At 67.6% G+C, this 24,064-nt stretch carries 22 protein-coding genes and 1 pseudogene; 13 read left to right on the forward strand and 10 right to left on the reverse strand.

What is annotated here, in order from left to right:
- Positions 1-18: 18 nt before the first annotated feature.
- Together IFT71_RS08585 and IFT71_RS08590 are read right to left on the reverse strand one after the other, a co-directional pair.
- The gene (locus tag IFT71_RS08585) at positions 19-3,174 is read right to left on the reverse strand and encodes an efflux RND transporter permease subunit (protein WP_031440559.1); all 3,156 of its coding nucleotides are present in this window, start codon (positions 3,172-3,174) and stop codon (positions 19-21) included.
- A 6-nt stretch (positions 3,175-3,180) separates the two neighbouring features.
- A complete protein-coding gene (locus tag IFT71_RS08590; protein WP_031440560.1) occupies positions 3,181-4,395 on the reverse strand; it encodes an efflux RND transporter periplasmic adaptor subunit in 1,215 nt (404 codons plus the stop codon).
- A 217-nt stretch (positions 4,396-4,612) separates the two neighbouring features.
- Between IFT71_RS08590 and IFT71_RS08595 the strand changes: the two genes are divergently transcribed.
- A complete protein-coding gene (locus IFT71_RS08595; RefSeq protein ID WP_192069628.1) occupies positions 4,613-5,353 on the forward strand; it encodes an SIMPL domain-containing protein in 741 nt (246 codons plus the stop codon).
- A 66-nt stretch (positions 5,354-5,419) separates the two neighbouring features.
- On the opposite strand, the gene IFT71_RS08600 is transcribed toward IFT71_RS08595, so the two are convergent.
- The 3 genes from IFT71_RS08600 to IFT71_RS08610 form a co-directional block, all read right to left on the reverse strand.
- The gene (locus IFT71_RS08600; protein ID WP_031393003.1) at positions 5,420-5,677 is read right to left on the reverse strand and encodes a GlsB/YeaQ/YmgE family stress response membrane protein; all 258 of its coding nucleotides are present in this window, start codon (positions 5,675-5,677) and stop codon (positions 5,420-5,422) included.
- Between the two features lie 102 nt (positions 5,678-5,779).
- Positions 5,780-6,079, reverse strand: coding sequence for a CtrA inhibitor SciP (sciP, locus tag IFT71_RS08605; protein WP_031393004.1), 300 nt, complete (start codon positions 6,077-6,079; stop codon positions 5,780-5,782).
- 102 nt (positions 6,080-6,181) lie between these two features.
- On the reverse strand, positions 6,182-6,409 hold the full coding sequence (locus tag IFT71_RS08610; RefSeq protein WP_031393005.1) for a hypothetical protein: 228 nt from the start codon (positions 6,407-6,409) through the stop codon (positions 6,182-6,184).
- 136 nt (positions 6,410-6,545) lie between these two features.
- Between IFT71_RS08610 and mnmA the strand changes: the two genes are divergently transcribed.
- Together mnmA and IFT71_RS08620 are read left to right on the forward strand one after the other, a co-directional pair.
- Positions 6,546-7,670, forward strand: coding sequence for a tRNA 2-thiouridine(34) synthase MnmA (gene mnmA, locus IFT71_RS08615; protein ID WP_192140320.1), 1,125 nt, complete (start codon positions 6,546-6,548; stop codon positions 7,668-7,670).
- 15 nt (positions 7,671-7,685) lie between these two features.
- Positions 7,686-7,934 carry a UvrB/UvrC motif-containing protein gene (locus tag IFT71_RS08620; protein WP_192140322.1) on the forward strand — a complete coding sequence of 83 codons (249 nt, stop codon included), beginning with the start codon at positions 7,686-7,688 and terminating at the stop codon, positions 7,932-7,934.
- Between the two features lie 121 nt (positions 7,935-8,055).
- On the opposite strand, the gene IFT71_RS08625 is transcribed toward IFT71_RS08620, so the two are convergent.
- From IFT71_RS08625 to pdxH, 3 genes are read right to left on the reverse strand one after another with little or no spacing between them, the layout of a single operon-like run.
- Complete coding sequence (locus tag IFT71_RS08625; protein ID WP_031440564.1) at positions 8,056-8,847, reverse strand: PhzF family phenazine biosynthesis protein; 792 nt, start codon at positions 8,845-8,847, stop codon at positions 8,056-8,058.
- 39 nt (positions 8,848-8,886) lie between these two features.
- Complete coding sequence (locus tag IFT71_RS08630) at positions 8,887-9,834, reverse strand: cation diffusion facilitator family transporter (protein ID WP_037529981.1); 948 nt, start codon at positions 9,832-9,834, stop codon at positions 8,887-8,889.
- Positions 9,831-10,409: a pyridoxamine 5'-phosphate oxidase gene (gene pdxH, locus IFT71_RS08635; protein ID WP_192140324.1), complete on the reverse strand. Its 579-nt coding sequence runs from the start codon at positions 10,407-10,409 to the stop codon at positions 9,831-9,833. Before pdxH ends, IFT71_RS08630 begins: the two co-directional genes overlap by 4 nt.
- A 114-nt stretch (positions 10,410-10,523) precedes the next feature.
- Here pdxH and ku point away from each other — a divergent pair, with 114 nt between their 5' ends.
- The 4 genes from ku to IFT71_RS08655 all read left to right on the forward strand — a co-directional run bounded on the left by ku (position 10,524) and on the right by IFT71_RS08655 (position 17,634).
- A complete protein-coding gene (gene ku, locus IFT71_RS08640; protein ID WP_192140328.1) occupies positions 10,524-11,423 on the forward strand; it encodes a non-homologous end joining protein Ku in 900 nt (299 codons plus the stop codon).
- Between the two features lie 65 nt (positions 11,424-11,488).
- Positions 11,489-13,990 carry a DNA ligase D gene (gene ligD, locus IFT71_RS08645; protein WP_192140330.1) on the forward strand — a complete coding sequence of 834 codons (2,502 nt, stop codon included), beginning with the start codon at positions 11,489-11,491 and terminating at the stop codon, positions 13,988-13,990.
- Positions 13,991-14,227: 237 nt separating this feature from the next.
- Complete coding sequence (locus tag IFT71_RS08650; protein ID WP_192140332.1) at positions 14,228-16,735, forward strand: circularly permuted type 2 ATP-grasp protein; 2,508 nt, start codon at positions 14,228-14,230, stop codon at positions 16,733-16,735.
- A complete protein-coding gene (locus IFT71_RS08655) occupies positions 16,732-17,634 on the forward strand; it encodes a transglutaminase family protein (protein ID WP_192140334.1) in 903 nt (300 codons plus the stop codon). Before IFT71_RS08650 ends, IFT71_RS08655 begins: the two co-directional genes overlap by 4 nt.
- 117 nt (positions 17,635-17,751) lie before the next feature.
- Here IFT71_RS08655 and IFT71_RS08660 read toward each other — a convergent pair whose 3' ends face one another.
- The gene (locus tag IFT71_RS08660) at positions 17,752-17,898 is read right to left on the reverse strand and encodes a hypothetical protein (RefSeq protein ID WP_156360378.1); all 147 of its coding nucleotides are present in this window, start codon (positions 17,896-17,898) and stop codon (positions 17,752-17,754) included.
- A gap of 95 nt (positions 17,899-17,993) precedes the next feature.
- Here IFT71_RS08660 and IFT71_RS08665 point away from each other — a divergent pair, with 95 nt between their 5' ends.
- The 6 genes and pseudogenes from IFT71_RS08665 (at position 17,994) to IFT71_RS08690 (ending at position 22,690) form a co-directional block, all read left to right on the forward strand.
- The gene (locus IFT71_RS08665) at positions 17,994-18,926 is read left to right on the forward strand and encodes a DnaJ C-terminal domain-containing protein (protein WP_192140336.1); all 933 of its coding nucleotides are present in this window, start codon (positions 17,994-17,996) and stop codon (positions 18,924-18,926) included.
- A 7-nt stretch (positions 18,927-18,933) separates the two neighbouring features.
- Positions 18,934-19,899 carry a YihY/virulence factor BrkB family protein gene (locus IFT71_RS08670; RefSeq protein ID WP_342212624.1) on the forward strand — a complete coding sequence of 322 codons (966 nt, stop codon included), beginning with the start codon at positions 18,934-18,936 and terminating at the stop codon, positions 19,897-19,899.
- Positions 19,896-20,699 carry an enoyl-ACP reductase FabI gene (gene fabI / locus IFT71_RS08675; RefSeq protein ID WP_342212625.1) on the forward strand — a complete coding sequence of 268 codons (804 nt, stop codon included), beginning with the start codon at positions 19,896-19,898 and terminating at the stop codon, positions 20,697-20,699. The genes IFT71_RS08670 and fabI overlap by 4 nt, the downstream gene beginning before the upstream one ends.
- A 77-nt stretch (positions 20,700-20,776) precedes the next feature.
- The coding region (locus tag IFT71_RS08680) for an endonuclease domain-containing protein (protein ID WP_244654848.1) at positions 20,777-21,109 on the forward strand (333 nt) is incomplete at its 3' end.
- Between the two features lies 1 nt (position 21,110).
- Positions 21,111-22,175, forward strand: a pseudogene (aroC, locus tag IFT71_RS08685) (chorismate synthase); the annotation flags it as partial.
- Positions 22,176-22,231: 56 nt separating this feature from the next.
- On the forward strand, positions 22,232-22,690 hold the full coding sequence (locus tag IFT71_RS08690) for a hypothetical protein (RefSeq protein ID WP_192140347.1): 459 nt from the start codon (positions 22,232-22,234) through the stop codon (positions 22,688-22,690).
- 71 nt (positions 22,691-22,761) lie between these two features.
- Here the strand turns inward: IFT71_RS08690 and IFT71_RS08695 are convergent, their stop codons facing one another.
- The gene (locus IFT71_RS08695) at positions 22,762-24,051 is read right to left on the reverse strand and encodes an adenylosuccinate synthase (protein WP_031440105.1); all 1,290 of its coding nucleotides are present in this window, start codon (positions 24,049-24,051) and stop codon (positions 22,762-22,764) included.
- Positions 24,052-24,064 lie beyond the last annotated feature (13 nt).

Raw genomic sequence — 24,064 nt, forward strand, 5'->3', positions numbered from 1 at the left:
GAGGTGTCACGCCGGCGATCATTCCGCCGGCTGTGTTCCGCCATCGCCGTCGCGAAAGCCGATCTTGGGCGATGCGGGTCCGAGCGCCGGCGCGTTGGGGCCGGCGATCCCGACCACTTCCGCGCCGTCGTCGCCGGGCCGGAAGGTGAGCAGGCGACGACCCAGTCGCGGCCCTGCCCAGCGCTCGATCCCGACCGCGATGCTGAACGTCGCCGGCACGATCAGCAGCGTCAGCACGGTCGACATCACTAGACCGCCGATCACCGTGATGCCCATGGGCGCGCGGAACGATCCGTCGCCGCCGATCGACAGCGCGGTCGGCACCATGCCCGCGACCATCGCGACCGTGGTCATGACGATCGGCTGCGCACGCTTGTGCCCGGCATCGACGATCGCCGTCCAGATATCGACGCCCTTGCCCATCTCCTCGAGCGCGAAGTCGATCAGCAGGATCGAGTTCTTCGCGACGATCCCGAGCAGCATCAGCAGCCCGATATAGACCGGCATCGAGATCGGATGACCCGTAACCCACAAGGCGAGCAGCCCGCCGAGCGGCGCGAGGATCAGCGAGCCCATGTTGACGAACGGCGGCAACAGACGGCGATAGAGCAGCACGAGCACCGCGAAGACGAGCAGCACGCCCGCCACCACCGCGACGATGAAGTTGCTGATCATCTCGGCCTGCCACTTGGCCTGGCCGAGCACGAGTTCGCTCACCCCGATCGGCAGCGCGTTCATCGTCGGCAGCGCATGGATCTGCTTCTGCGCATCGCCGCTGATCACGCCGGGCGCGAGATCCGCACCGATCGACAGCTGGCGCTGCTGGTTGACGCGATCGATCTTGGTCGGCCCCGAGCCCAGCCCGATATCGGCGACGAGGCTGAGCGGCACCGATCCGCCCGTCGCGGTGGCGACCGGCAGGTTCTGGATCGTCGCGAGGCTCGTCCGCGCATTCTGGTCGAGCGCGACGCGGATCGGGATCTGGCGATCGCTGAGCGAGAAGCGCGCGCTGTTCTGGTCGATATCGCCCAGCGTCGCGATGCGGATCGCACTCGACAGGCCCTGCGTCGTCACGCCGAGATTGGCGGCGAGATCGAGCCGCGGGCGGATGACGATTTCAGGCCGCTGCAGATTGCCCGCGACGCGCGGCGCGACGAGCGACGGCAGTTTCGCCATCTCGGTCACGATCTTCTGCGCGGTCGCGTCGAGCTTGACCGGGTCGTCGCCGCCCAGCGTGATCGTCACGTCGCGATTGCTGCCGCCCCAGCCAAACTGCGACCGGAACGACACACGCGCATCGGGGATCGCCGCGAGCTGCGGCGCGAGGCTCCGCTCGAACGCGGTGCTCTTCATCGAGCGATCGTCCTTTAGCGTCGCGGTGACGCGGCCATTGCCGACCGCGGTGCGCGCATAGACCGATGCGACATCGGGTTGCGCCTGGAGGATGCTCGCGACCCGGGTCACGACCGCCTGAGTCTGCGCCAGCGTCGTGCCGGGGACCATGTCGATCGTCGCGGTGCTGGTGTCGCTGTCGCGCGGCGGCTGGAAGGTCGAGGGCAGGACGAAGAACATCGCGATCGTGATCGCGGTCGCGGCCGCACCCGCCACGACCGGCAGCCAGCGGTGCCGCAGCGTGAAGCGCAGCGACGCCATGTACCAGTCCATCAGCTTGCCTTCGCCGTGGCTGGCGGTGCCGTGCGCCTTTAGGAAATAGGCTGCGATCATCGGCGTGATCAGACGCGCGACCGCGAGGCTCATCAGCACCGAGGCAACCACGGTCAGACCGAAATTCTTGAAGAACTGGCCCGAGATACCCGGCATCAGCCCGACCGGCAGGAACACCGCGACGATCGACATCGTCGTCGCGAGCACCGCCAGCCCGATCTCGTCGGCGGCGTCGATCGACGCCTGATAGGCGGATTTGCCCATCCGCATGTGCCGGACGATGTTCTCGATCTCGACGATCGCGTCATCGACCAGCACGCCCGCGACCAGGCTGAGCGCGAGCAGCGTCATCTGGTTCAGCGTGAAGCCGAGCAGATCCATGAACCAGAAGGCGGGAATCGCCGACAGCGGAATGGCGAGCGCGGAAATGATCGTCGCGCGCCAGTCGCGCAGGAACAGGAACACCACGATCACCGCGAGCACCGCGCCCTCGATCATCGCGTCGATCGCGCTGTGATATTGCTCCTCGGTATATTTCACGCTGTTCGAGCGCAGTACGAAATGCACTGCCGGGTTGCGCTTCTCCAGCGCCTCCAGCTTCTTGACCGCGTCGTTGAACACGGTGACGTCGGACGCGCCCTTGGCACGCTGGAAGTCGAAGCTGATGACCTGGCGACCGTTGATTGCCGCCGCGGTCCGCTGCTCTGCATAAAGGTCGCGGACCTGCGCGATGTCCGCCAGCCGCACGGTCCGCCCGCCGACCGAGATCTGCGTCTGGCCAAGGTCATAGGCGTTCTTGGCATTACCGAGCACGCGGACCGACTGTTCGGATCCGGCGATCTCCGCGCGGCCGCCCGCCGCGTTCAGATTGACCTGACGCAGCTGCGCGTTGACCTGGCTCGCGGTCAGGCCCTGGCTCTGCAGCTTGACGGGATCGAGGATCACGCGAATCTCGCGGCTCACCCCGCCATTGCGGTTGACCGCGGCAAGCCCCGATACCGATAGCAGCTCCTTCGCCACGGTATTGTCGATGTACCAGCTGAGCTGTTCGACGGTCATGTCGCTGGCGATCGCGGAGTAGCTCGCAATATCCTCGTCGGTGGTGTTGGCGCGGAACACCTGCGGCTCGAGGATCCCCTCGGGCAGGTCGCCGCGGATTTGCGCGATCGCGTCGCGCACGTCGTTGACCGCGCGGTCGATCGGCGTGCCGATATTGAGCTGGATGACCGTCTGCGACGTGCCTTCGGTGACCGTCGAGCTGATCTGGTCGATGCCCTGCAGCGTCCGCACCGCCGCCTCGACCCGCTGCGTGACCTGGGTTTCCAGTTCGGTCGGCGCCGCGCCCGGCTGGCTGATGACGACGATCGCGATCGGGAAGTCGATATCCGGATCGTTGTTCACGTCCATCCGCATGAAGCTGACGATTCCCGCCAGCGTCAGCGCGAGGAACAGCACGATCGGCGGTACCGGGTTGCGGATCGCCCAGGCCGAGATGTTGCGGAAACCCATGGTGCGTCAGCCCCGTTTGCTACTGGTGGGTGTCGTCGTCGCGCTGGTCGTCGCCTTGGTCACGGGCTTGACCTTCTGCCCCGGTGCGAGGAACCCGCCGGCCGATTGGACGACGCGTTCGTTGCCCTGCAGCCCGCCTGCGATCGTCACCGCACTGTCGGAAACCTGACCGATCTTCACGTCGCGGCGCACCACCTTGTCGTCGGGACCGACAACATACACGAAACTGCCCTTGTCGTCGCTCTGCAACGCCGAGTCGGGAAGCTGCGGTGCGACCGTCGCGCCACCGACGATCGACGCCGCGGCGAACCCGCCCGGGCGCAGCGCGGGATCATAGGCGAGCGCGATTCGCGCGACGCCTTGGCGCGTCTGCGGGTCGATCACCGGCGACACCTGCCAGACCTCACCCTTATACCCCTTGGCCGACCCGACCGGCGTGACGGTCGCGCGCGCGCCGACCGGCAGGCCGAGCAGATCGCTTTCGGCCAGCGCCGCGCGCATTTCCATCTGTCCGCCCATCGCCATGCGGAACAGCACGCCGGTCCCCGAGCTGACGATCTGCCCGGGCTCGACGCCACGGGTCAGCACGAGGCCGGCGGCCGGTGCACGGATGTCGAGTCGCCCGTTGCGCGCGCGGGCCTCGCCGAGCGACGCCTGCGCCACCTTCACGCGCGCCGCCGCCGCATCACGCGTCGCCGCCTTGCGCTGGAGATCCGCCTTCGAGATGAACCCGCGATCGACCAGCTGCTGCGCGCGGTCGAGCTCCGCCTGCGCGATCGTCTCGTCCGACCGCGCCACGGTTACGGATGCCGACAGCGATGCCGCGGTCTCGGTCTGGACCGAGCGGTCGACCGTCGCGAGCACCTGCCCCGCCGCGACCCACTGGCCCGGCTCGACCAGCACGCGCGTGATCATGCCGCCCTCGCCCGCGACGCCGACGGGCATCTCGCGCCGCGCGGCCAGCGTACCGGTCGCGGCGATCACGCGGTCGACGGTCTGGCGACCGGGCACGATGACGGTGACGCTCGGAATCTGCTCGGTCGGCGCGCCGGGCGCCGCCGCATCCTTCTTGCCCGATCCGAACGCGAACCAGGCGATGGCCAGCGCGGCGAGGATGACGACCACCGCGATGATGATGTTGCGACGGGTATGCGACGGCGGCGTCTGATCCGTCAGCACCTGCTGCGGCTCGCCGCCGATCGTCCTGGCTTCGTAGTTCATGCGCGCGCTATCCCCGTCCCGACCCGAATCCGCCGGACCACTCGCCAGCTGTATTATATAAATAGATCACCGTGCTCAAGCCCCCCGGCACGCCGCGCAGCCAAATGTCAGACATGACCAGGATCGCACCTGTCTGCAAGCTGCACGCGATGTTCAGCCTGCGTTGACCCGGCTTCGATCAATCGCGAAAGCAGGCTGACTTACAGGGAGACACGATATGACCAGGTTCACCATGATCGCGACGCTGGCGGCGGTGCCGCTTGCCGCCGCGATCCCCGCCGCCGCTTCGGCACAGGCGCAGGCGTCGACGGTCGAACCGATGGTCCCCGCGACCGGGACCGTGCTCGACGTCAGCGCCGAGGGCCGCACCACGCGCGTGCCCGATGTCGCGACGATCCGTGCGGGTGTCGTCTCGCAGGCGACGACCGCCGCGGCTGCGCTGGCGGACAATGCGCAGCGGATGAACCGCGTGCTCGCGGCATTGAAGAAGGCCGGGGTCGCGCCGCGCGACATCGCCACCGCGACGGTCGGGCTCGCGCCGCAATATCGCTATGCCGACAACCAGCCGCCGGCGGTCACCGGCTATCAGGCGACCAACAGCGTCTCGATCCGCTTCCGCGACGTGGCGAAGTCGGGCGCGATCCTCGATGCGCTGGTCGCCGAGGGCGCGAACCAGATCGACGGGCCCAATCTGTCGATCGACCAGCCTGATGCGGCGCTGGACGAGGCCCGGGCCGACGCGGTCAAGCGTGCGCGCGCCCGCGCCGAGATCTATGCGCGGTCGGCCGGCATGCGCGTCTCGCGGATCGTCTCGATCACCGAGAATGGCGAGAATGCCGGTAACCCGAACCCGCCGGTGTTCATGGCGCGCGCCGCGATGGCCAAGGACAGCACGCAGATCGTCGCGGGCGAGAAGGACGTCACCGTTTCGGTCTCGGTCCGCTTCCTGCTGAACTGAGCGCACAGAAAAAGGGCCGCCCGGTTGCCCGGACGGCCCTTTTTCAACGCTGTGTAACGACCGCTCTTAGCGGACGCTGCCGCGGCGCACGAGGTTGACGATCGCGAGCAGCACGATCGCGCCAAGCAGCGACACGATGAAGGAGGTCAGCGTCAGCGGTGCGCTGTTGATCGAGCCACCCGACAGGATCAGGCCGCCGATGAAGGCGCCGACGATGCCGACGATGATGTTCAGGAAGATGCCCTGCTGCGCGTCAGTGCGCATGATCATGCTGGCAATCCAGCCGATGACGCCGCCGATGATCAGCCAAAGAATGATACCCATTTTACTTTCCCTCCGTTGTTCCCGTAGCCGGGCGATGGCGGAAAGACGTGCGAGCACGGACGTTTGTTCCGCCCGCGTTTTGATTATGTAGGCTGATTCGGGTCAGTATTTTTGCTGCCTTTCGTACAGCGACTTATAGTGCTGGATCCGCGTCACGCGCAGGCCTGGCATCCCGGACCGGTCGATCGCGCGCTGCCATCCGGCAAATTCCTCGACCGTCAGTCCATAGCGGTCGCAGACCTCGTCGACCGACAACAGACCGCCATTGACCGCGGCGACGACCTCGGCCTTGCGGCGTACGACCCACCGCGTCGTGCTGGGCGGCGGCAGCGAATCCAGCGTCAATTGCTCGCCAAGCGGTCCGATGACCTTGGCAGGGCGGAACTTCTGGTTCTCGATCATTTACAACCTCTGATCGGGGCGGGGGCCCCCTCTCGATACGTGGCTACGACCCGTAGCCAAGGGAGTTGAAGAATGGCTGAAACGCCGCGGTAAACGCCGCGGTCATTCCTGTTTCCATCGCGTCAAGGCATCCGCCATTGGCCCGTTGAACGCCCCGTGGACGGGGGCGAACAGCTTGGGATCGATCGCACCCCGCGAAAACCCGGCCTGAACCGCCGCGGTCGGGCTCGCCGCCTGACGCGCGGCGATCCCGACGATCAACACCGCCAGGTCACCGGGCAGAACGGTCAGCTCGGCCTCTCGATCGAAACGGGGGAAGCTCAGATCCAACGCGACACTCGCAAAACACCAACTAGAGGTTCCGTCTAAACGCCGGGGAATGAAAACGAGGTAAAGTTCGGGACAAAGAGTTGTCGCGCCTGTCGCTTTTTTTGCAACGCCTCGTCGCAGAGACTATGGTGTACCGATGGAACAGGCGGATTTTCAGCTCGGCGGCGCGACACCAGGGTCGGGGTCGCTGGCCGGTCGACGGATCGTCGTCGCGATGTCGGGCGGGGTCGACAGCTCGGTCGTCGCGGCGCTCGCGCATGCGACCGGCGCGGAGACGATCGGCGTGACGTTGCAGCTCTACGACCACGGCGAGGCGGTCGGCCGCGCGGGCTCGTGCTGCGCGGGCCGCGACATTCGCGACGCGCGCGCGGTCTGCGACCGGCTGGGCATCGCGCATTACGTCTTCGACCATGAATCGAGTTTTCGCGAACAGGTCGTCGACACCTTTGCCGACGCTTATCTCGCGGGGCGCACGCCGATTCCGTGCGTCCAGTGCAACATGGGACCCAAATTCACCGACCTGCTGAAGCTCGCGCGCGATCTCGGCGCGGACTGCCTGGCGACCGGCCATTATGTCCGCCGCGTCGAGGGGACGCAGGGCGCCGAACTCCACCGCGGCGCGGATCCTGCCCGCGACCAGAGCTATTTCCTGTTCGCGACGACGCAGGTGCAGCTCGACTATCTGCGCTTCCCGCTCGGCGGCCTGCCCAAGGCGCGCGTGCGTGAGATCGCGGCCGAGCTTGGCCTCGGCGTCGCGGCCAAGCCCGACAGCCAGGATATCTGCTTCGTCCCCGACGGCGATTACGCCGGACTGGTCAAGAAGCTGCGCCCGGAGGCGGATACCGCGGGCGATATCGTCGATATCGGCGGCATGAAGCTCGGCGAGCATCGCGGGCTGATCCACTTCACCGTCGGCCAGCGTCGCGGACTGGAGATCGGCGGCAGCCCCGAGCCGCTCTATGTCGTGCGCGTCGAACCCGACACGCGGCGCGTCGTGGTCGGTCCGCGCCGTGCGCTCGCGGTTTCGGCGGCGCAGCTGAGCGACATCAACTGGCTCGGCGACGATTTCACCGGGCCGCTCACCGCCAAGGTGCGCTCGATGGCCAAGCCCGTCCCGGCCCGCCTGATCGGCGACCGCGTCGTGTTCGACTCACCCGAATATGGTGTCGCACCGGGACAGGCGACCGTCCTCTATGCCGGCGACCGCGTGCTCGGCGGCGGCTGGATCTCGTCGACCGAGGCGGCACTCGCCGCCGCCTGACGCGTTGAACGCGGTATGGATATCGACGACCTGCGCCGCCAGATGGAAGCCGCCGCCGCGGCGATGGACTTCGAGACCGCGGGGCGACTGCGCGACCAGATCAGCCTGTTGCGCGGCGGCGGCACGGTCGCAGACACCGCGGGACTGACCCGCCAGCAGCCCGGCGCGATGGGTCTGGGCACCAGCCAGCAGCGTCTGACGCCGCCGCCCGGCTGGGTGAGGCCCAAGAAGCCTGACCCGATGACCAAGGGCCGCAAGCGCTAGCCGCCACGCCGCTCCCCAACCCGTCATCCTGACGAAAGTCAGGATCCAGGGTGACGGGGCGAGACGATCCTGGCTCTGGATCCTGACCTTCGTCAGGATGACGGGCTGATTTATACCGTGATCACGGCAGCAGGAACGTTCCCTCGATCACCGTCACGCACGCACCGCCAAGCACCACCCGGTCGCCTTCGAGCCGGCACGTCAGCCGCCCCCCGCGCGCGCTTGCCTGGAACGCGGTGAAACTGTCGCCCAGCGTCTGCGCCCAGTACGGCACCATCACCGCATGCGCCGACCCCGTCACCGGATCCTCGTTGATCGCATAATAAGGCGTGAAGACGCGGCTGACGATCGCGGTCGCGGATCCCTTCGCCGCGACGATCGCGACGATAGGAAACTTCGCCAGCGCGACGAAATCGGGCTTCAGGTTGCGGACGATCGCCTCGTCCTCGACGATCACCAGCGCATAGCCCTTGTCGTGCCACAAGGTCTCGACCGGCGAATCGATCGTCAGTGCCGCGACGATCTCCGGCATCGCCTTCGGCGCGGGCGCCCAGGCGGGCAGCTCAAGCGTGTATCCGCCATCCGCGCAGGCGACCTCGAGGATCCCGGCCTGCCGCGTCGCGAACCGGACCCGGTCGCGCGCGCTGTCCGACGACAGCACGAAATGCCCGCTCGCCAGCGTCGCATGCCCGCACAGCGCGACCTCTGCGCCCGGCGTGAACCAGCGCAGGTCGAAATCGACGCCCTCTTCGGCGGAGGGGACGATGAACGCGGTCTCGCTCAGGTTGTTCTCCTGCGCGATATCCAGCAGCACCGCATCGTCGAGCCACGCGGACAACGGCATCACCGCCGCCGGGTTGCCCGCAAAGGCCGTGTCGGCGAACGCATCGATCTGCGCGAACGGTATTCTCATGCTGCTACCCCTATACCCGCTTGCCAAACCCCAGCGGGTTTAAACCCGCTTGCCAAACCAATGCGGCGTCACGTCCGCCTCGACCAGCGGATTGTCGGTATCGACATGCCCCTCGGGATCGAGGTGGATCAGCACTTCGACCTTGGGGAAGGCGGTGCGCAGGTTGCGCTCGACCGCCTCGACGATGTCGTGGGCATGCGCGACGGTCAGGTCGCGCGCGACCTCCATGTGAAACTGCGCAAAATCATGGCTGCCCGACCGGCGGGTGCGGAAATCATGGATGCCGCGGATACCGGGCTGGCGCGCCGCCACGTCGAGGAACTGCGCACGCAGATCCTCGGGCCATTCCTTGTCCATCAGCTGGTCGATCGCATTCGACGATGCCGAGAAGGCACCCCAGGCGAGCCACAAGGCGATGACGATGCCGAAGATCGGATCCGCCCCGCTCCACCCCAGATACTGGTCGAGCACCAGCGCGACGATCACCGACCCGTTTAGCAGCACGTCCGACTGGTAATGGACATTGTCTGCGAGGATCGCGACCGATCCGGTCTGGCGGATGATCCGGCGCTGATAGGCGAGCAGGAACACCGTCGCGACGATCGCGACGACCGACACGCCGATACCGAAATCGGCGCCCGTGGTCGGCTGCGGATCGTTGAACGCGAGGATCGCGCGCCAGGCGATGCCGGCCGCCGACGCGGTGATCAGCATGACCTGGAACAGCGCGGCGAGCGCCTCCGCCTTGCCGTGGCCGAAACGGTGATCATGATCGGCCGGCGTCGCCGCCAGCCGCACGCCGTAAAGCGTGACGAGGCTCGCGAGCAGGTCGAGCGCGGTATCGGCCAGCGAGCCGAGCATCGCCACCGATCCGGTCGTCCACGCCGCAAAGCCCTTCAGCAGCAGCAGGAAACACGCCATCGCGACGCTGGCGAGCGCCGCGCGCGTCGCCAGCGGGATCACCCTGCGGCGTTCGTCCTGGGTCATGGGAACAGCAATCCTTCGGTCCAGCCTTCACCGTCGCGCACGAACAGTCGCCGCTCATGTAGGCGGTGTTCGCGGTCCTGCCACAGCTCGATGCGATCGGGCGCGATCCGGTACCCGCCCCAGTGCGGCGGCCGCGGCACGTCGCTGCCCTCGAACCGCGCATGCGCCTCGGCAAAGCGGCGTTCGAACGTGTCGCGCGTGTCGAGCGGGCGCGATTGCTCCGACGCCCATGCCCCGAGTTGCGAATCACGGCCGCGCGTCGCGAAATAGGCGTCCGATTCCGCATCGCTCACAAGGCTGACGCGCCCCTCGATCCGGACCTGCCGGCGCAGCGACTTCCAGTGGAAGAGCAACGCCGCATGCGCGTTCGCGGTCAGCTCGCCCGCCTTGCGGCTCTCGCGGTTGGTGTAGATGACGAAACCGTCGGGGCCATGCCCTTTCAGCAGCACCATCCGCACCGACGGACGTCCCTGCGCATCCGCAGTCGCGAGGGCTACAGCGTTGGAGTCGTTGATTTCTGTCTGCCTGGCCTCGGCGTACCAGGCCTCGAACAGCGTGATCGGGTTGTCGGACATGGCAGCGCCATAGCGAAACTTGGCGGGCCGCGAAACAGCGCACGGCACGTGGGGTTACGGAACGACTCGCGACGCCGACGATTGAATCGGTTTCGCAACGAAGGAAACCGCACCGTGGCAGCGCGCGCCTATTGGCAGGGACAGATCCGGCTCGCGCTGGTCTCGATCCCGGTCGAGATCTACTCCGCCACCAAATCGGGTGCGGCGGTCTCGTTCAAGCAGATCCACGAACCCTCGGGCCAGCCGATCCATTACGACAAGGTCGTCACCGGCGTCGGCCCGGTCGACGCGGACGAGATCATGAAGGGCTATGAGGTCGAAAAGGGCGAATATGTCCTGCTCGACCAGGACGAGATCGACGCGGTGAAGCTCGAATCGAAGAAGACGCTCGAATTGACCCAGTTTGTCGATGCGAGCGAGATCGACGTGCTCTATTATGAGAAGCCCTATTTCGTCGTCCCCGCGGACGATCTGGCGGAAGAGGCGTTCATCGTTTTGCGCGAGGCGCTGCGCCGCACGAAGAAGGTCGGGCTCGGCCAGCTGGCGATGCGCGGCCGCGAATATGTCGTCAGCCTCAAGCCGTGCGGGCGCGGCTTGGTGCTCGAGACGCTGCGCTACGCGGACGAGGTGCACAAGGCGCAGGGCTATTTCCGCGACATCCCCGACGACAAGCCCTCCGAGGAGCTGCTCGAACTCGCCGAGGCGCTGATCGAGAAGCGCAGCGGCGACTTCCACCCGCAGGACTTCCATGATCGGTATGTCGACGCGCTGAAGGACCTGATCGAACGCAAGCGCAAGGCGAACGGCAAGACCATCATCGACGACAAGGACAGCGGCGAGAGCAAGGGGTCGAACGTCGTCGACCTGATGGCGGCACTGAAGAAGTCGATGGAGAAGTCGGGCGGCACGGCCGCGGCTGCGAAGAAGGCGCCCGCCAAGAAAGCCCCGGCCAAGACCGCGACCAAGACTGCGACCAAGACTGCGACCAAGACCCCGGCCAAGAAACGTGCGTAACGCCCCCTGGTGTGCCCCCGCGAAGGCGGGGACCCAGCCTGGGCTCCCGCCTTCACGGGAGACCGATGGTGGCTGACACCCCCGACCCCCTCGCGCTCTACAACGCCAAGCGGGACTTCGCGAAGACCGCCGAACCCGCCGGCACGCTGACCCCCGGCAACGGCAACAGCTTCATGGTCCAGAAACACGACGCCACCCGCCTCCACTGGGACCTGCGCCTGGAGATCGACGGCGTCCTCAAAAGCTGGGCGGTCACCCGCGGCCCTAGCCTCGACCCGGACGAAAAGCGCCTCGCGGTCCGCACCGAGGACCATCCCTTGAGCTACGCCACGTTCGAAGGCGCGATCCCCGCGGCAGAATATGGCGGCGGCACGGTGATGCTGTGGGACCGCGGCACCTGGGCCCCGATCAAGGGCAAGTCGGCGAAGGACCTCGACAAGGGCCATCTCCACTTCGTCCTCGATGGCGAGCGGATGAAGGGCGAATGGCTGCTGATCCGCCTGAAACCCCGCGCGAAGGAAAAGCGCGAGAACTGGCTGCTCCGCAAGATCGACGACGCCGCGGCGGGCGGCACGGATACGCTGGTCGACGAAGCGCTGACGAGCGTTTCCACGGGGCGTACGATGGCGGAGATTGCAGAGGGGAAGAAGCCGGCACGCGCGAGCAAAGCAGCCCCTCCCCCGTCATCCAGGCGAAAGCCGGGATCCAGAGCGAAAAGCGTCGCGGCGGATACTCCGGATCCTGGCCATCGCCAGGATGACGGCACGCTTCCCGAATTCCGCGAGCCCCAACTCTGTACGCTCGTCGACGCCGTCCCCACCGGCACCGCGTGGCTGCACGAGGTCAAATATGACGGCTACCGCGCGCTCGTCGCGGTCGCGAACGGCAAGGCCAAGGTCTTCACCCGCACCGGGCTCGACTGGACCGACAAGTTCGCGAGGATCGCCGCCGCCGCCGCGAAGCTCCCCGTAAAATCGGCGCTGATCGACGGCGAGATCGTCGCCTTCAAGAACGGCCACCCCGATTTCTCGACGCTGAAGGACGCGATCTCCAACGGCGGCGACATGACGCTGTTCGCGTTCGACCTGCTCGAAGTCGACGGCGAAGACCTGACCGGCCTGTCCAATCTCGACCGCAAGGCACGCCTCGAACCGCTGGTCCCCGCCGACGAGGATCGCCTGCACTATTCGGACCATGTCGTCGGCGCGGGCGAGCAACTGTTCGAGACGATGTGCCGCGAGGGCCTCGAAGGCATCGTCTCGAAACGCGCCGACGCGCCCTATCAGGGCAAGCGGACCAAGACGTGGCTCAAGGTCAAATGCACGCACCGTCAGGAATTCGTGATCGTCGGCTGGCTCCCGTCCGACAAGAAGCGCGGCTTCAAGTCGCTGCTGCTCGGCGTCCGCGACGGCAAGACCTATCGCTATGCGGGCAAGGTCGGCACCGGCTTCGACCAGGCGCTGATGGACGATCTGCGCGGCAAGCTCGATGCGCTCGACCGCAAGACCCCGACCGTCGAGGCCCCGAAAGCCGCGGTCCGCGGCGCGCACTGGGTCACGCCGAAGCTCGTCGCGGAAATCGCCTTTGCCGAAACCACCCCCGACGGCGTGCTGCGCCATTCGAGCTTCATCGGCCTGCGCGAGGACAAGGCGGCGAAGGACGTTGTCGCCGAGACCCCCGCCCCGCTCCCCGATGCTGCGCCTGAGACCACGATAAAGATCACCAACCGCGACCGCGTGATCTTCGACGAGTCCGACGTCACCAAGGGCGATCTCGCCGACTATTATGCCGCGCTGTCGGGCCTCATCCTCCCCTTCGCGGGCAACCGCCCGACCAGCCTCGTCCGCTGTCCGCAAGGCCGATCGCGTGCCTGCTTCTTCCAGAAACACGATGCCGGCAGCTTCGGCGACGCGGTCCATCAGGTACCGATCCGCGAGAAGGATGGATCGACCGAGGACTATCTCTATGTCGACGACGCCGACGGGCTGGTCGCCTGCGTCCAGATGGGGACGATCGAATTCCACGGCTGGGGATCCTCCAACGAGACGCTCGAAAAGCCCGACCGGCTCGTCTTCGATCTCGACCCCGACGAGGGGCTCGACTTCGATGATACCAAGAAGGCCGCGGAGTTTCTGAAATCGCAGCTCGCCGAACTCGGCCTCGTCAGCTTCGCGATGCTGTCGGGCGGCAAGGGCGTCCATGTCGTCGTGCCGCTCACCCCCAGGGCGGAATGGCCCGCGGTCAAGGATTTCGCCGACCGCTTCGCCCGCGCGCTGGCGAGTGCCGAGCCCGACCGGTTCGTGGCATCGATGGCCAAGGCCAAGCGCAAGGGCCGCATCTTCATCGACTGGCTGCGCAACCAGCGCGGCAGCACCGCGGTGATGCCCTATTCCGCCCGCGCCCGCGCCGGCGCCCCGGTCGCCGCGCCAGTGTCGTGGAGCGAATTGCGCGACATCGACACCGCCGCCCGCTGGGGCGTGCGCGACGCCGAAGAGCTGATCGCACGCGCCGGCTCGCGCGGGTTGAAGGGCTGGGGCGTGGCGGACCAGGTCCTGCCGGATTTCTGAAGGCGCGGCAGCCTCCCCTAACCCCCGCACTCCACCCCGGCGAAGGCCGGGGCCCAATTGGGGGACGCCCGTGATAAAGGGTAGCAAGCCGTTACGCCCCTCCAACCAATTGGGCCCCGGCCTTCGCCGGGGTGGCAGCGGCGCAAAACCCGCCCCGCAGACACGCTTTTAGGTTGCGCCGCACCAGCGAAAGGTGAAACACCCGCCGCCACTATTCGAAGGCATCAAGGCATGGAGATGGCGACGCAATCCACGCCCCCGACCGATACGGCGCAATCGAGCGCCTATGACGCGACACGCCATGCCGAGCGCTGGATTGCCGACTATTGCGCGCGCAGCACCGCCGCCGACATGCTCTGCCCCGCCGCCGACGGCAGCATCGACCCTGCCTGGACCGCGACCTTCGCCGAGCTCGCGATGGTCGCCTCGGACGATCTCGGCCATGTTCGCGAACGCGTCCAGCGCCACGCGGTCGACATCGGCACCGGCTTCCGCATCGCCGACGAACCCGACGAGCGCCCCTGGCCCGTCTCCCCCGTCCCGCTCCTGATCGAGGCGGACGCGTGGGCGCGGATCGCCGCGGGCGTCGTCCAGCGTGCGACGTTGATGGAATCGGTGATCGCCGATCTGTACGGCGAGGGAAAGCTGGTCGCCGACGGCCATATCCCCGCCGCGCTCGTCACCGGCAGCCCGTTCTTCCTGCGGCCGATGGTGGGGCTCGATTCGCCCGGCGGCCGCCATCTCGATTTCATCGCGATCGATCTCGGCCGCGGGCCCAGTGGCGAATGGCGCGTGCTCGCCGATCACCTGCGCGCACCCGCGGGCGCGGGCTATGCGCTCGAGAACCGGCTCGCGGTCGGCCGCACGCTCGGCGGGTTGCAGGCGCGGTTGAACGTCCAGCGTCACGCGCCGTTCTTCGCCGCGTTCCGCGCGGGGCTGGCGGCGATGTGCAAGCGCACCGATCCGCGGATCGGGCTGCTCACCCCCGGCCGGTTCAACCCGAGCTATCCCGAACAGGCGCATCTCGCGCGCTATCTGGGGCTGCTGCTCGTCGAGGGCGCGGATCTCGCCGCGCTCGAGGACAAGCTTTATGTCCGCACGATCGGCGGGCTGAAGCGGATCGACGCGTTGTGGCGCCGGCTCGATCCGCGGCTGCTCGATCCGCTGGCATTCGACACGCATTCGCAGATCGGCGTGCCCGGCCTGATCGACGCCTATGCCGCGGGCAATGTCGTGCTGTCGAACGCGCCCGGCTCCGCGGTGCTCGAAGCCCCCGCCTTTTCCGCCTTCCTGCCGCAACTCGCGCGCACGATCCTCGGCGAAGACCTGCTGCTCCCCAACATCGCAACCTGGTGGTGCGGGCAGGACGCGGCGCGCACCGCGGTCGAGGCCGATCTCGACCGGCTGCTGATCGCCCCTGCCTATCACACCCGCCCGCTCGGCCTGCCGAACGGCGCGACCGCGGGTGCCGACATCACCGGCGCCGACCGTGCTGCGCTGCTCGCCGACATGGCCCGCCGGCCGCAGGATTATGTCGGGCAGGAGATCGTTCGCCTCTCGACGATGCCCGTCGTCGTCGGCGACACGCTCGAGCCGCGCCCGTTCACGCTGCGCGTCTTTGCAGCACGCGGCGGCGACGGCGAATGGACCGTGCTGCCTGGCGGGTTCGCGCGGATCGGCGAGCATCCCGACGCACGCGCCGCGGTGATGGGCGAGGGCATCTGGTCCGCCGATGTCTGCGTCTATGGGCCCGAGCCGGTCGCACCCGTCTCGCTGCTTACCGCGCCCGATTCGCTCCACGTCCGCCGCAATCCCGGCACGCTGCCCAGCCGAGTCGCGGACAATTTCTACTGGCTCGGCCGCTATCTCGAGCGCGGCGAGGCGTTGCTGGCCGCGATCCGCGTGATGCTCGGCAATTCGATCGACGCGGACGGCGGCGCAGTGCTGTCGGCGCAAACCGTCGGCAAGCTTGTCGGGCTGATCGTCGGCAGCGGTGCCGCACCGCATCCCCCCGCGCTGCGCCGTGCCGACCTGACCGCGTTCGCGCGCACCGCGATGGAGGACGAGGGCTGGCAGTCGGTCGCGACGATCAACCGCCATGCGCGTGCGATCGGCGAGGGATCGCGCGACCGGCTGTCCTCGGACATGGTCCGCCTGCTCGAGGCGCCCTTCCCCACGCATCGCGGGATGCTCGAGCGCGCCGGTTCGCTCCAGCGCCGCTATGCCGCGATCGCCGGGCTGTCCGCCGAGCATATGGGACGGACCGCGGCATGGCGGTTCCACGATCTTGGCCGCCGGATCGAGCGCGCGATGGCGATGGCGCGCGCGATCCGGCTGTTCGGCATGCCCGGCGCCTCGCCCGACGACCTGTCGGTGCTGCTCGACCTCGCCGACAGCCAGATCACCTATCGCCAGCGCTATCCCACGGGAATCGCGCGCGTGCCGGTCATGGATCTCGTCGCGCTCGACCCCGGCAACCCGCGCAGCCTCGCCTTCTCCGCCGAGCGCATCGCTGCCCGGCTCGCCGAGCTGCCGGTGCTGAGCGACGACGAGATGGCCGAACCGCAACAGGCACAGGCGACCGCACTCATGGCGATCGTGATGACCGCGACCGCCGCCGAGCTGGACGCGGATACGCTGGGCGACGTCGAACGCCGGCTGGCGGGTGTGTCCGACGCGCTGGCGAGACGCTATTTCCTGCAGGGCGCAGAACCGCTCCGCACCAGCGAACTGACGCTCGCATGATCTACGACATCCGCCACGTCACCACCTTCGACTATGGCGCCAGCGTCAAGTTCGCGCGCTGCAACCTCCGGCTGAAGCCCATCGACTGGCCCGGCCAGCGGCTCGACGCCTACACGCTGTCGGTGCATCCCGCGGGACGCGTCAGCCCCGCGCGCGCCGAGGCGGGGCTCGCCAACGTCACCCGGCTGGTGGTCGACAGCCCGGTACGCCACCTGACGATCGAAAGCCGGTCGCGGATCACGGTCGACCGGCTCGTCCCCGTCCCCGCCGCCGGCGACCCGACGCTCGCCGAGATCGCGGCGTTGGCGCGCGCGAGCACTGACCTCTCCGCGGCGAGCCCCGCCACCTATCTCTATCCCTCGCCGCTGATCCCGCTCGACCATGCGATCGCCGATTATTGCGCGGCCGATCTCGACCCCGCGCGCGGCGCGCTGGAAGCAGGGATCGCGCTCGCCCGCCGGATCCAGCGCGAATTCGTGTTCGATGCGGACGCGACGCTGGTCGACACCCCGCCGCACGAGGCGTTTCTCCACCGCAAGGGCGTGTGCCAGGATTTCGCGCAGATCATGATCACCGGCCTGCGCGCCGCCGGCCTGCCTGCCGCCTATGCGTCCGGCTATATCCGCACCATCCCGCCCGCGGGCCAGCCGCGGCTGGTCGGCGCGGACGCGACGCATGCCTGGGTCCTGCTGTGGTGCGGGCCGGTGCATGGCTGGGTCGGGATGGATCCGACCAACGGCATCTGGATGGCCAGCGACCATATCGTCATGGCGGTCGGCCGCGATTATGCCGAGATCGCGCCGGTCGACGGCGTGGTGCTGGGCTCGGGCGCACAGAGCATGGACGTCAGCGTCGACGTCGCTCCGCTGGACGAGGCACCAGTCCGGGTCGCCGGGTAACCTTCTCCACGGTCGTCATCCCCGCGGAGGCGGGGACCCATATACTCGTACGGTTGCGATAGTCTCGCAGGATTGCCGGTATGGGTTCCCGCCTGCGCGGGAATGACGAGACGCGCGTCAGTCCTTCCCCTCATGCGGGTTCGGATAGGATCCGCCGCCACTCTCGCCGCCCTTGTCCTTGGCCGGCGCGTCGTTCACCCCGTCCTTCTGCTTGGCACCGTCATCGCCCTCGGGCACGCCCTGCATCGGTTGCTTGTCAGCCATCATCGTCTCCTCTCGCCCGCCAAACGCACGGCACGGGAATTGCGTTGCGCCCGCCGCGGCCCCACATAGACGCGCAAGACAGAGTGGGGACCTAAGTGGCCGATCCGTACAAGACCCTGGGCGTTGCCCGCGACGCGAACGAAGCCGACATCAAGAAGGCGTATCGCAAGCTCGCCAAGGAGCTTCATCCCGACCGCAACAAGGACAATCCGAAGGCATCGGAAAAGTTCAGCCAGGTCACCAACGCGTACGACCTGCTGAACGACAAGGACAAGCGCGCGCGCTTCGATCGCGGCGAGATCGACGGCGACGGAAACCCCGCTGCGCCGTTCGGTTTCGGCGGAGGCGGCGGCGGACGTCCTCAGCCCGGCGGCGGCTTTCGCAGCGAAGGCTATGAGAGCGGCGGCCCCGACATGAGCGACATCTTCGAAGGGCTGTTCGGCGGCGCCCAGCGCAGCGGTGGCGGCGGGTTCGCGAGCGGCTTCGGTCGGCGCCCGCAGCCCAAGGGCGAAAACGTCGCCTATCGCCTGCAGGTCCCGTTCGTCGACGCGGCGACGCTCGAGCCTCAGCGCGTCACGCTCTCCGATGGCAAGACGCTCGATCTGAAACTGCCCGCAGGCGTCGAGAGTGGCACGCAGATGAAGCTCGCGGGCAAGGGCGAGCAGGGCCCGGGCGGCGCCGGCGACGCGATCCTGACGATCGACGTCCAGCCGCACCGCTTCTTCACGCGCGACGGCGACGACGTCCGCATCGACCTGCCGATCAGCCTCGCCGAGGCGGTACTCGGCGGCTCGATCAAGGCGCCGACGGTCGAAAAGCCTGTCATGCTGACGATCCCCAAAGGCACGACCTCGGGCAAGACGCTGCGCCTCAAGGGCAAGGGCTTCCACAAGAAGACCGGTGGCCGCGGCGATCAGCTTGTCACGCTGATCATCGACATTCCGGCCGACAACAAGGCGCTCGTTGACTTCGTCGAGGGCTGGGCAAAGAGCAATGCCGGGAACCCGCGGGGGGCCATGGGCGTCTGAACGCCTTGTGAACGACAGCAATCTTACGCCCGAGGCGCGCGCCCACGACCATGGCGGCGCGCGCAGGCGCCTCAATCGCGGCATGGCGAAGGTCAAGCCGGGTAGCCACGCCTTCGAGGTCGTCAAGCGCGCCGCGGTCGGCGTGTTCAACGACGGCTTCATCCACGCGGGCAACCTCGCCTATCTCGCGCTGATGACGGTCTTTCCGTTCTTCATCGTGGCGGCTGCTATCCTGTCGCTGTTCGGCCAGAGCACCGAGACGATCCGTGCGGTCGAATCCTTCCTCCATGTTCTGCCCCCCAACGTCGCCGACCTGTTGCGCAAGCCGATCGCCGACGTGCTCGCCGCGCGCACCGGCTCGCTGCTGTGGCTCGGCGCGCTGGTCGGGCTGTGGACCGTCGGCAGCTTCGTCGAGACGATCCGCGACATCTTCCACCGCGCCTACGGCATCAAGGCGACCGCACCCTTCTGGAAATCGCGTCTCGGATCGTCCGCGGTGATCGTCGGCTCGGTGATCATGGCGCTGCTCTCCTTCCTGGTACAGGGCATCCTGACCGCGGCCGAACAGTTCATCTACCGCCTCGTCCCCTTCGCGCAGGACGCCGCGGGCTGGGTCGGCCTGTCGCGTCTAATCCCCGCGCTGCTGATGTTCGGCGCGCTGTACTTGCTGTTCTACTCGGTGACGCCGTCGCGCTATCGCTATTCGAAATGCCGCAAATGGCCCGGCGCGCTCTTCACCGCCGTCTGGTGGATCAGCGCAACCGCATTGCTGCCGATCGTCCTGTCGAGCCTTGGTGGCTATGACCTGACCTATGGCAGCCTGGCGGGCGTCGTCATCATGCTTCTGTTCTTCTACGTCATCGGTCTGGGGCTGGTATTCGGGGCGCATTTGAACGCGGCACTGGCGGAACCCCTCGAAACAGCGCTAGAGCAACCGGCTGACGAGGTAGAGGCGAAGGCGAGAACGGCGTGAACGGTTTGATGGCGGGCAAGCGTGGGTTGATCATGGGGCTGGCGAACGACAAGTCGCTGGCCTGGGGGATCGCCAAGAAGCTGTCCGAGGCCGGCGCGGAGCTCGCGTTCAGTTATCAGGGCGAGACGATGGAGAAGCGCGTCCGCCCGCTCGCCGAGCAACTGGGCGTCGCGCGGCTGTTCGACTGCGACGTCTCCGACATGGGCGCGCTCGACACGACCTTCGCCAAGCTCGGCGAGGAATGGCCGACGATCGACTTCGTGGTCCATGCGATCGGCTTTTCGGACAAGAACGAGCTGCGCGGGCGGTTCGTCGACACCAGCCTCGACAATTTCCTGATGACGATGAACATCAGCGTCTATTCGTTCGTCGCGGTCGCGCAGCGTGCGGCGAAGATGATGAACCCGGGCGGCTCGATGCTGACGCTCAGCTACTACGGCGCCGAGAAGGTCATCCCGCATTACAACGTGATGGGCGTCGCCAAGGCCGCGCTCGAGACGAGCGTGCAGTATCTCGCAGTCGATCTCGGCCGCGACAATATCCGCGTCAACGCGATCTCGGCGGGCCCGATCAAGACATTGGCCGCCAGCGGGATCGGCGACTTCCGCCTGATCCTGAAGTGGAACGAGCTCAACTCGCCGCTCAAGCGCAACGTGACGATCGACGATGTCGGCGGCGCGGGGCTGTACCTGCTCAGCGACCTGGCATCGGGCGTCACGGGCGAAACCCACCATGTCGACGCCGGCTACAACGTGATCGGCATGAAGGCCGAAGACGCCCCCGACATCGCACTGGTGTAAACGGCAGAAGCACAGACTACCCCCTCTCCCTTCAGGGGAGAGGGAGGGGCCCGTGCGAAGCATGGGAGGGTGAGGGGATGAAACGGCCACCCGGTGTCGCAGCGCGAGATCGTCAACGCGATGCACGCAAAGCGCCCACCGAGCCCGAACATCGCCTCTGGCAAATCCTCCGCAACCGCCAGCTGGCCGGCCTCAAATTCCGCCGCCAAGTCTGGATTGGTCCCTATATCGTCGACTTTCTTTGCGCCGAGATTGCGCTCGTCATCGAAATCGACGGTGACACGCACGCGTCCGCCGATGCGCAGGCCTATGACAAACGGCGAACCGCGTTATTAGAAGCCGAAGGCTACCGGATATGCCGGTTCGGGAATGATGACGTGATGACGAATATCGATGGTGTTGCTGCGGCGNAGCGTGAACAGCTTCGGGCGGATGTTCCGCTTCACCACCTGGGGCGAGTCCCACGGACCCGCGCTCGGCGCGGTGGTCGACGGCTGCCCCCCCGGCATCCCCCTCACCGAAGCCGACATCCAGCCCTGGCTCGACAAGCGCCGCCCCGGCACCTCGCGCTTCACCACGCAGCGGCGCGAGCCCGACGCCGTGCGGATCCTCTCGGGCGTGTTCGACGGCCGCACCACGGGCACGCCGATCAGCCTGATGATCGAGAATGTCGACCAGCGCTCGAAGGACTATTCGGACGTCGCCAAGGCCTATCGCCCCGGCCACGCCGACTATGCCTATGATGCCAAATACGGGTTTCGCGATTATCGCGGCGGCGGCCGCTCATCCGCGCGCGAGACCGCGGCGCGCGTCGCCGCCGGCGCGGTGGCGCGGCTCGTCGTGCCGCAGGTCCGCGTCCGCGCCTGGGTCGAGGCGATTGGCGGCGACGCGATCGACCCGACGAACTTCGACGACGGGCAGATCGACGAGAACCCGTTCTTCTGCCCCGATGCCGAAGCGGCGCTGCGCTGGGAAGCGCTCGTCGACACCGCGCGCAAGGCGGGATCGTCGCTCGGCGCGGTGATCGCGTGCGAGGCGACCGGCGTCCCCGCGGGCTGGGGCGCGCCGCTTTATGCCAAGCTCGACGCCGAACTCGCCTCGGCCTGCATGAGCATCAACGCGGTCAAGGGGATCGAGATCGGCGACGGGTTCGCCGCCGCCGCGTTGTCGGGTGAGGCCAATGCCGACCCGATGCGACCGGGCGTGGAAGGGCCTGAATTCCTCGCCAACCATGCCGGCGGGATTGCCGGCGGCATCGCCACCGGCCAGCCGATCCGCCTGCGGGTCGCGTTCAAGCCGACCAGCTCGATCCTCACCCCCGTCGAGACGATCAGTCCGTCCGGCGAGGCCGCGACGATCGCTACCAAGGGCCGCCACGACCCCTGCGTGGGCATCCGCGGCGTGCCCGTCGTCGAGGCGATGGTCGCACTCGTCCTTGCCGATCAGGCGCTGCTCCACCGCGGCCAATGCGGCTGACCCGGGAACATAAGTCGAACCGAAACGCTGTGTCTCCAACACGATAGGAGAGAAACATGCGTATTCTGACCTCGATCGCAGCGGCAGCCCTGATCCTTCCGGCCGCCGCCATGGCCCAGACCACCGGCGGTACCGCAGGTGGCACGATGGGCGGTACCATGGGTGGCGGCACCACCGGCGGCGCGATGGGCGGCATGTCCACGGGTTCGACGGCGCAGTCGGGCACCACGGCCACCGATTCCGCGACCCAGACCCGCACGCAGCGCGGTACCCGCGCCCGTAGCCGCACGCGCGGCACGACGGGTACGACGACCGGTACGACCACGGGTCCCGATACGGTGACCGGCACCGGCACCACGACCGGCACGACCTCTGGTTCGATGTCGACCGGCAGCACCGGCCCGGGCACCATGGGTGGAACGATGGGCGGCACGGCCGCAAGTGGCACGATGGGCGGCACCATGGGCGGCTCGGCAACAACTGGCGGCACCGTGGGCGGCACCCCGCCGCGCTGAGCCACACGGGCTGATCCCCAAAAAAAAGGCCGGGCAATCGCCCGGCCTTTTTCGTGTCAGCGACCGTCGCCTCAGTCGGAGAACGGATCCCGCACCAGGATCGTGTCCGCCCGCTCCGGGCTGGTCGAGACCAGCGCCACCGGGCAACGGATCAGCTCCTCGATACGCCGGATATACTTGATCGCCTGCGCCGGCAGATCCGCCCAGCTGCGCGCACCGGCGGTCGTTTCCTGCCAGCCTTCCATCGTCTCGTAGATCGGCTCGACCAGCGCCTGGTCGGCGGCATGCGCCGGGAAATAATCGAGCGTCTCGCCGCGCAGGCGGTAGCCGGTGCAGATCGACACCGTCTCGAACCCGTCGAGCACGTCGATCTTGGTCAGCGCGATCCCCGTGATGCCGCCGACCGCCGCCGACTGGCGCACCAGCACCGCGTCGAACCAGCCGCAACGACGCTTGCGCCCCGTCACCGTCCCGAACTCATGCCCGCGCACGCCCAGCCGCTCGCCGGTCTCGTTCTCGAGCTCGGTCGGGAACGGCCCCGACCCGACCCGCGTCGTGTACGCCTTGGCGATCCCGAGCACGAACCCGACCGCGCTTGGCCCCAGGCCCGAACCGCCCGCCGCAGCGCCCGCAATCGTGTTCGACGAAGTAACGAACGGATAAGTGCCGTGATCGACGTCGAGCAGCACGCCCTGCGCACCCTCGAACAGGATCCGCTTGCCGGCCGAGCGCGCCGCGTTCAGGTCGCGCCACACGGGCTTGGCGAACGGCAGGACGAAGCCGGCAATCTCGCGCAGCTCGGCGATAAGCGCCGCACGGTCGATCGGCGGCTCGCCGAACCCGGCGCGAAGCGCATCGTGATGCGCGGTCAGACGGTCGAGCTGCGGCCCCAGATCGTCGAGATGCGCCAGGTCGCACACGCGGATCGCACGGCGACCGACCTTGTCCTCATAGGCCGGGCCGATGCCGCGACGCGTCGTCCCGATCTTGCCCGCGCCGCTCGCATCCTCGCGCAGACCGTCGAGATCGCGGTGGAACGGCAGGATCAGCGCGCAGGTATCGGCGATGCGCAGCGTCTCGGGCGTCGCGACGACACCCTGTGCGCCGAGCCGCGCGATCTCGTCCTTGAGCGCCCAGGGATCGAGCACCACGCCATTGCCGATGAACGACGGCGTGCCGCGGACGATGCCCGACGGCAGCAGCGATAGCTTGTACACATTCTCGCCGACGACGAGCGTGTGGCCGGCATTGTGACCGCCCTGGAACCGCACGACCATGTCGGCACGCTCGGCGAGCCAGTCGACGATCTTGCCCTTGCCTTCGTCGCCCCATTGCGCGCCGATGACTGCTACGTTGGCCAAACTCTATCTCCTG

This window comes from Sphingomonas sp. CFBP 13733 (genome assembly GCF_014841795.1).
Lineage (GTDB): Bacteria > Pseudomonadota > Alphaproteobacteria > Sphingomonadales > Sphingomonadaceae > Sphingomonas > Sphingomonas aerolata.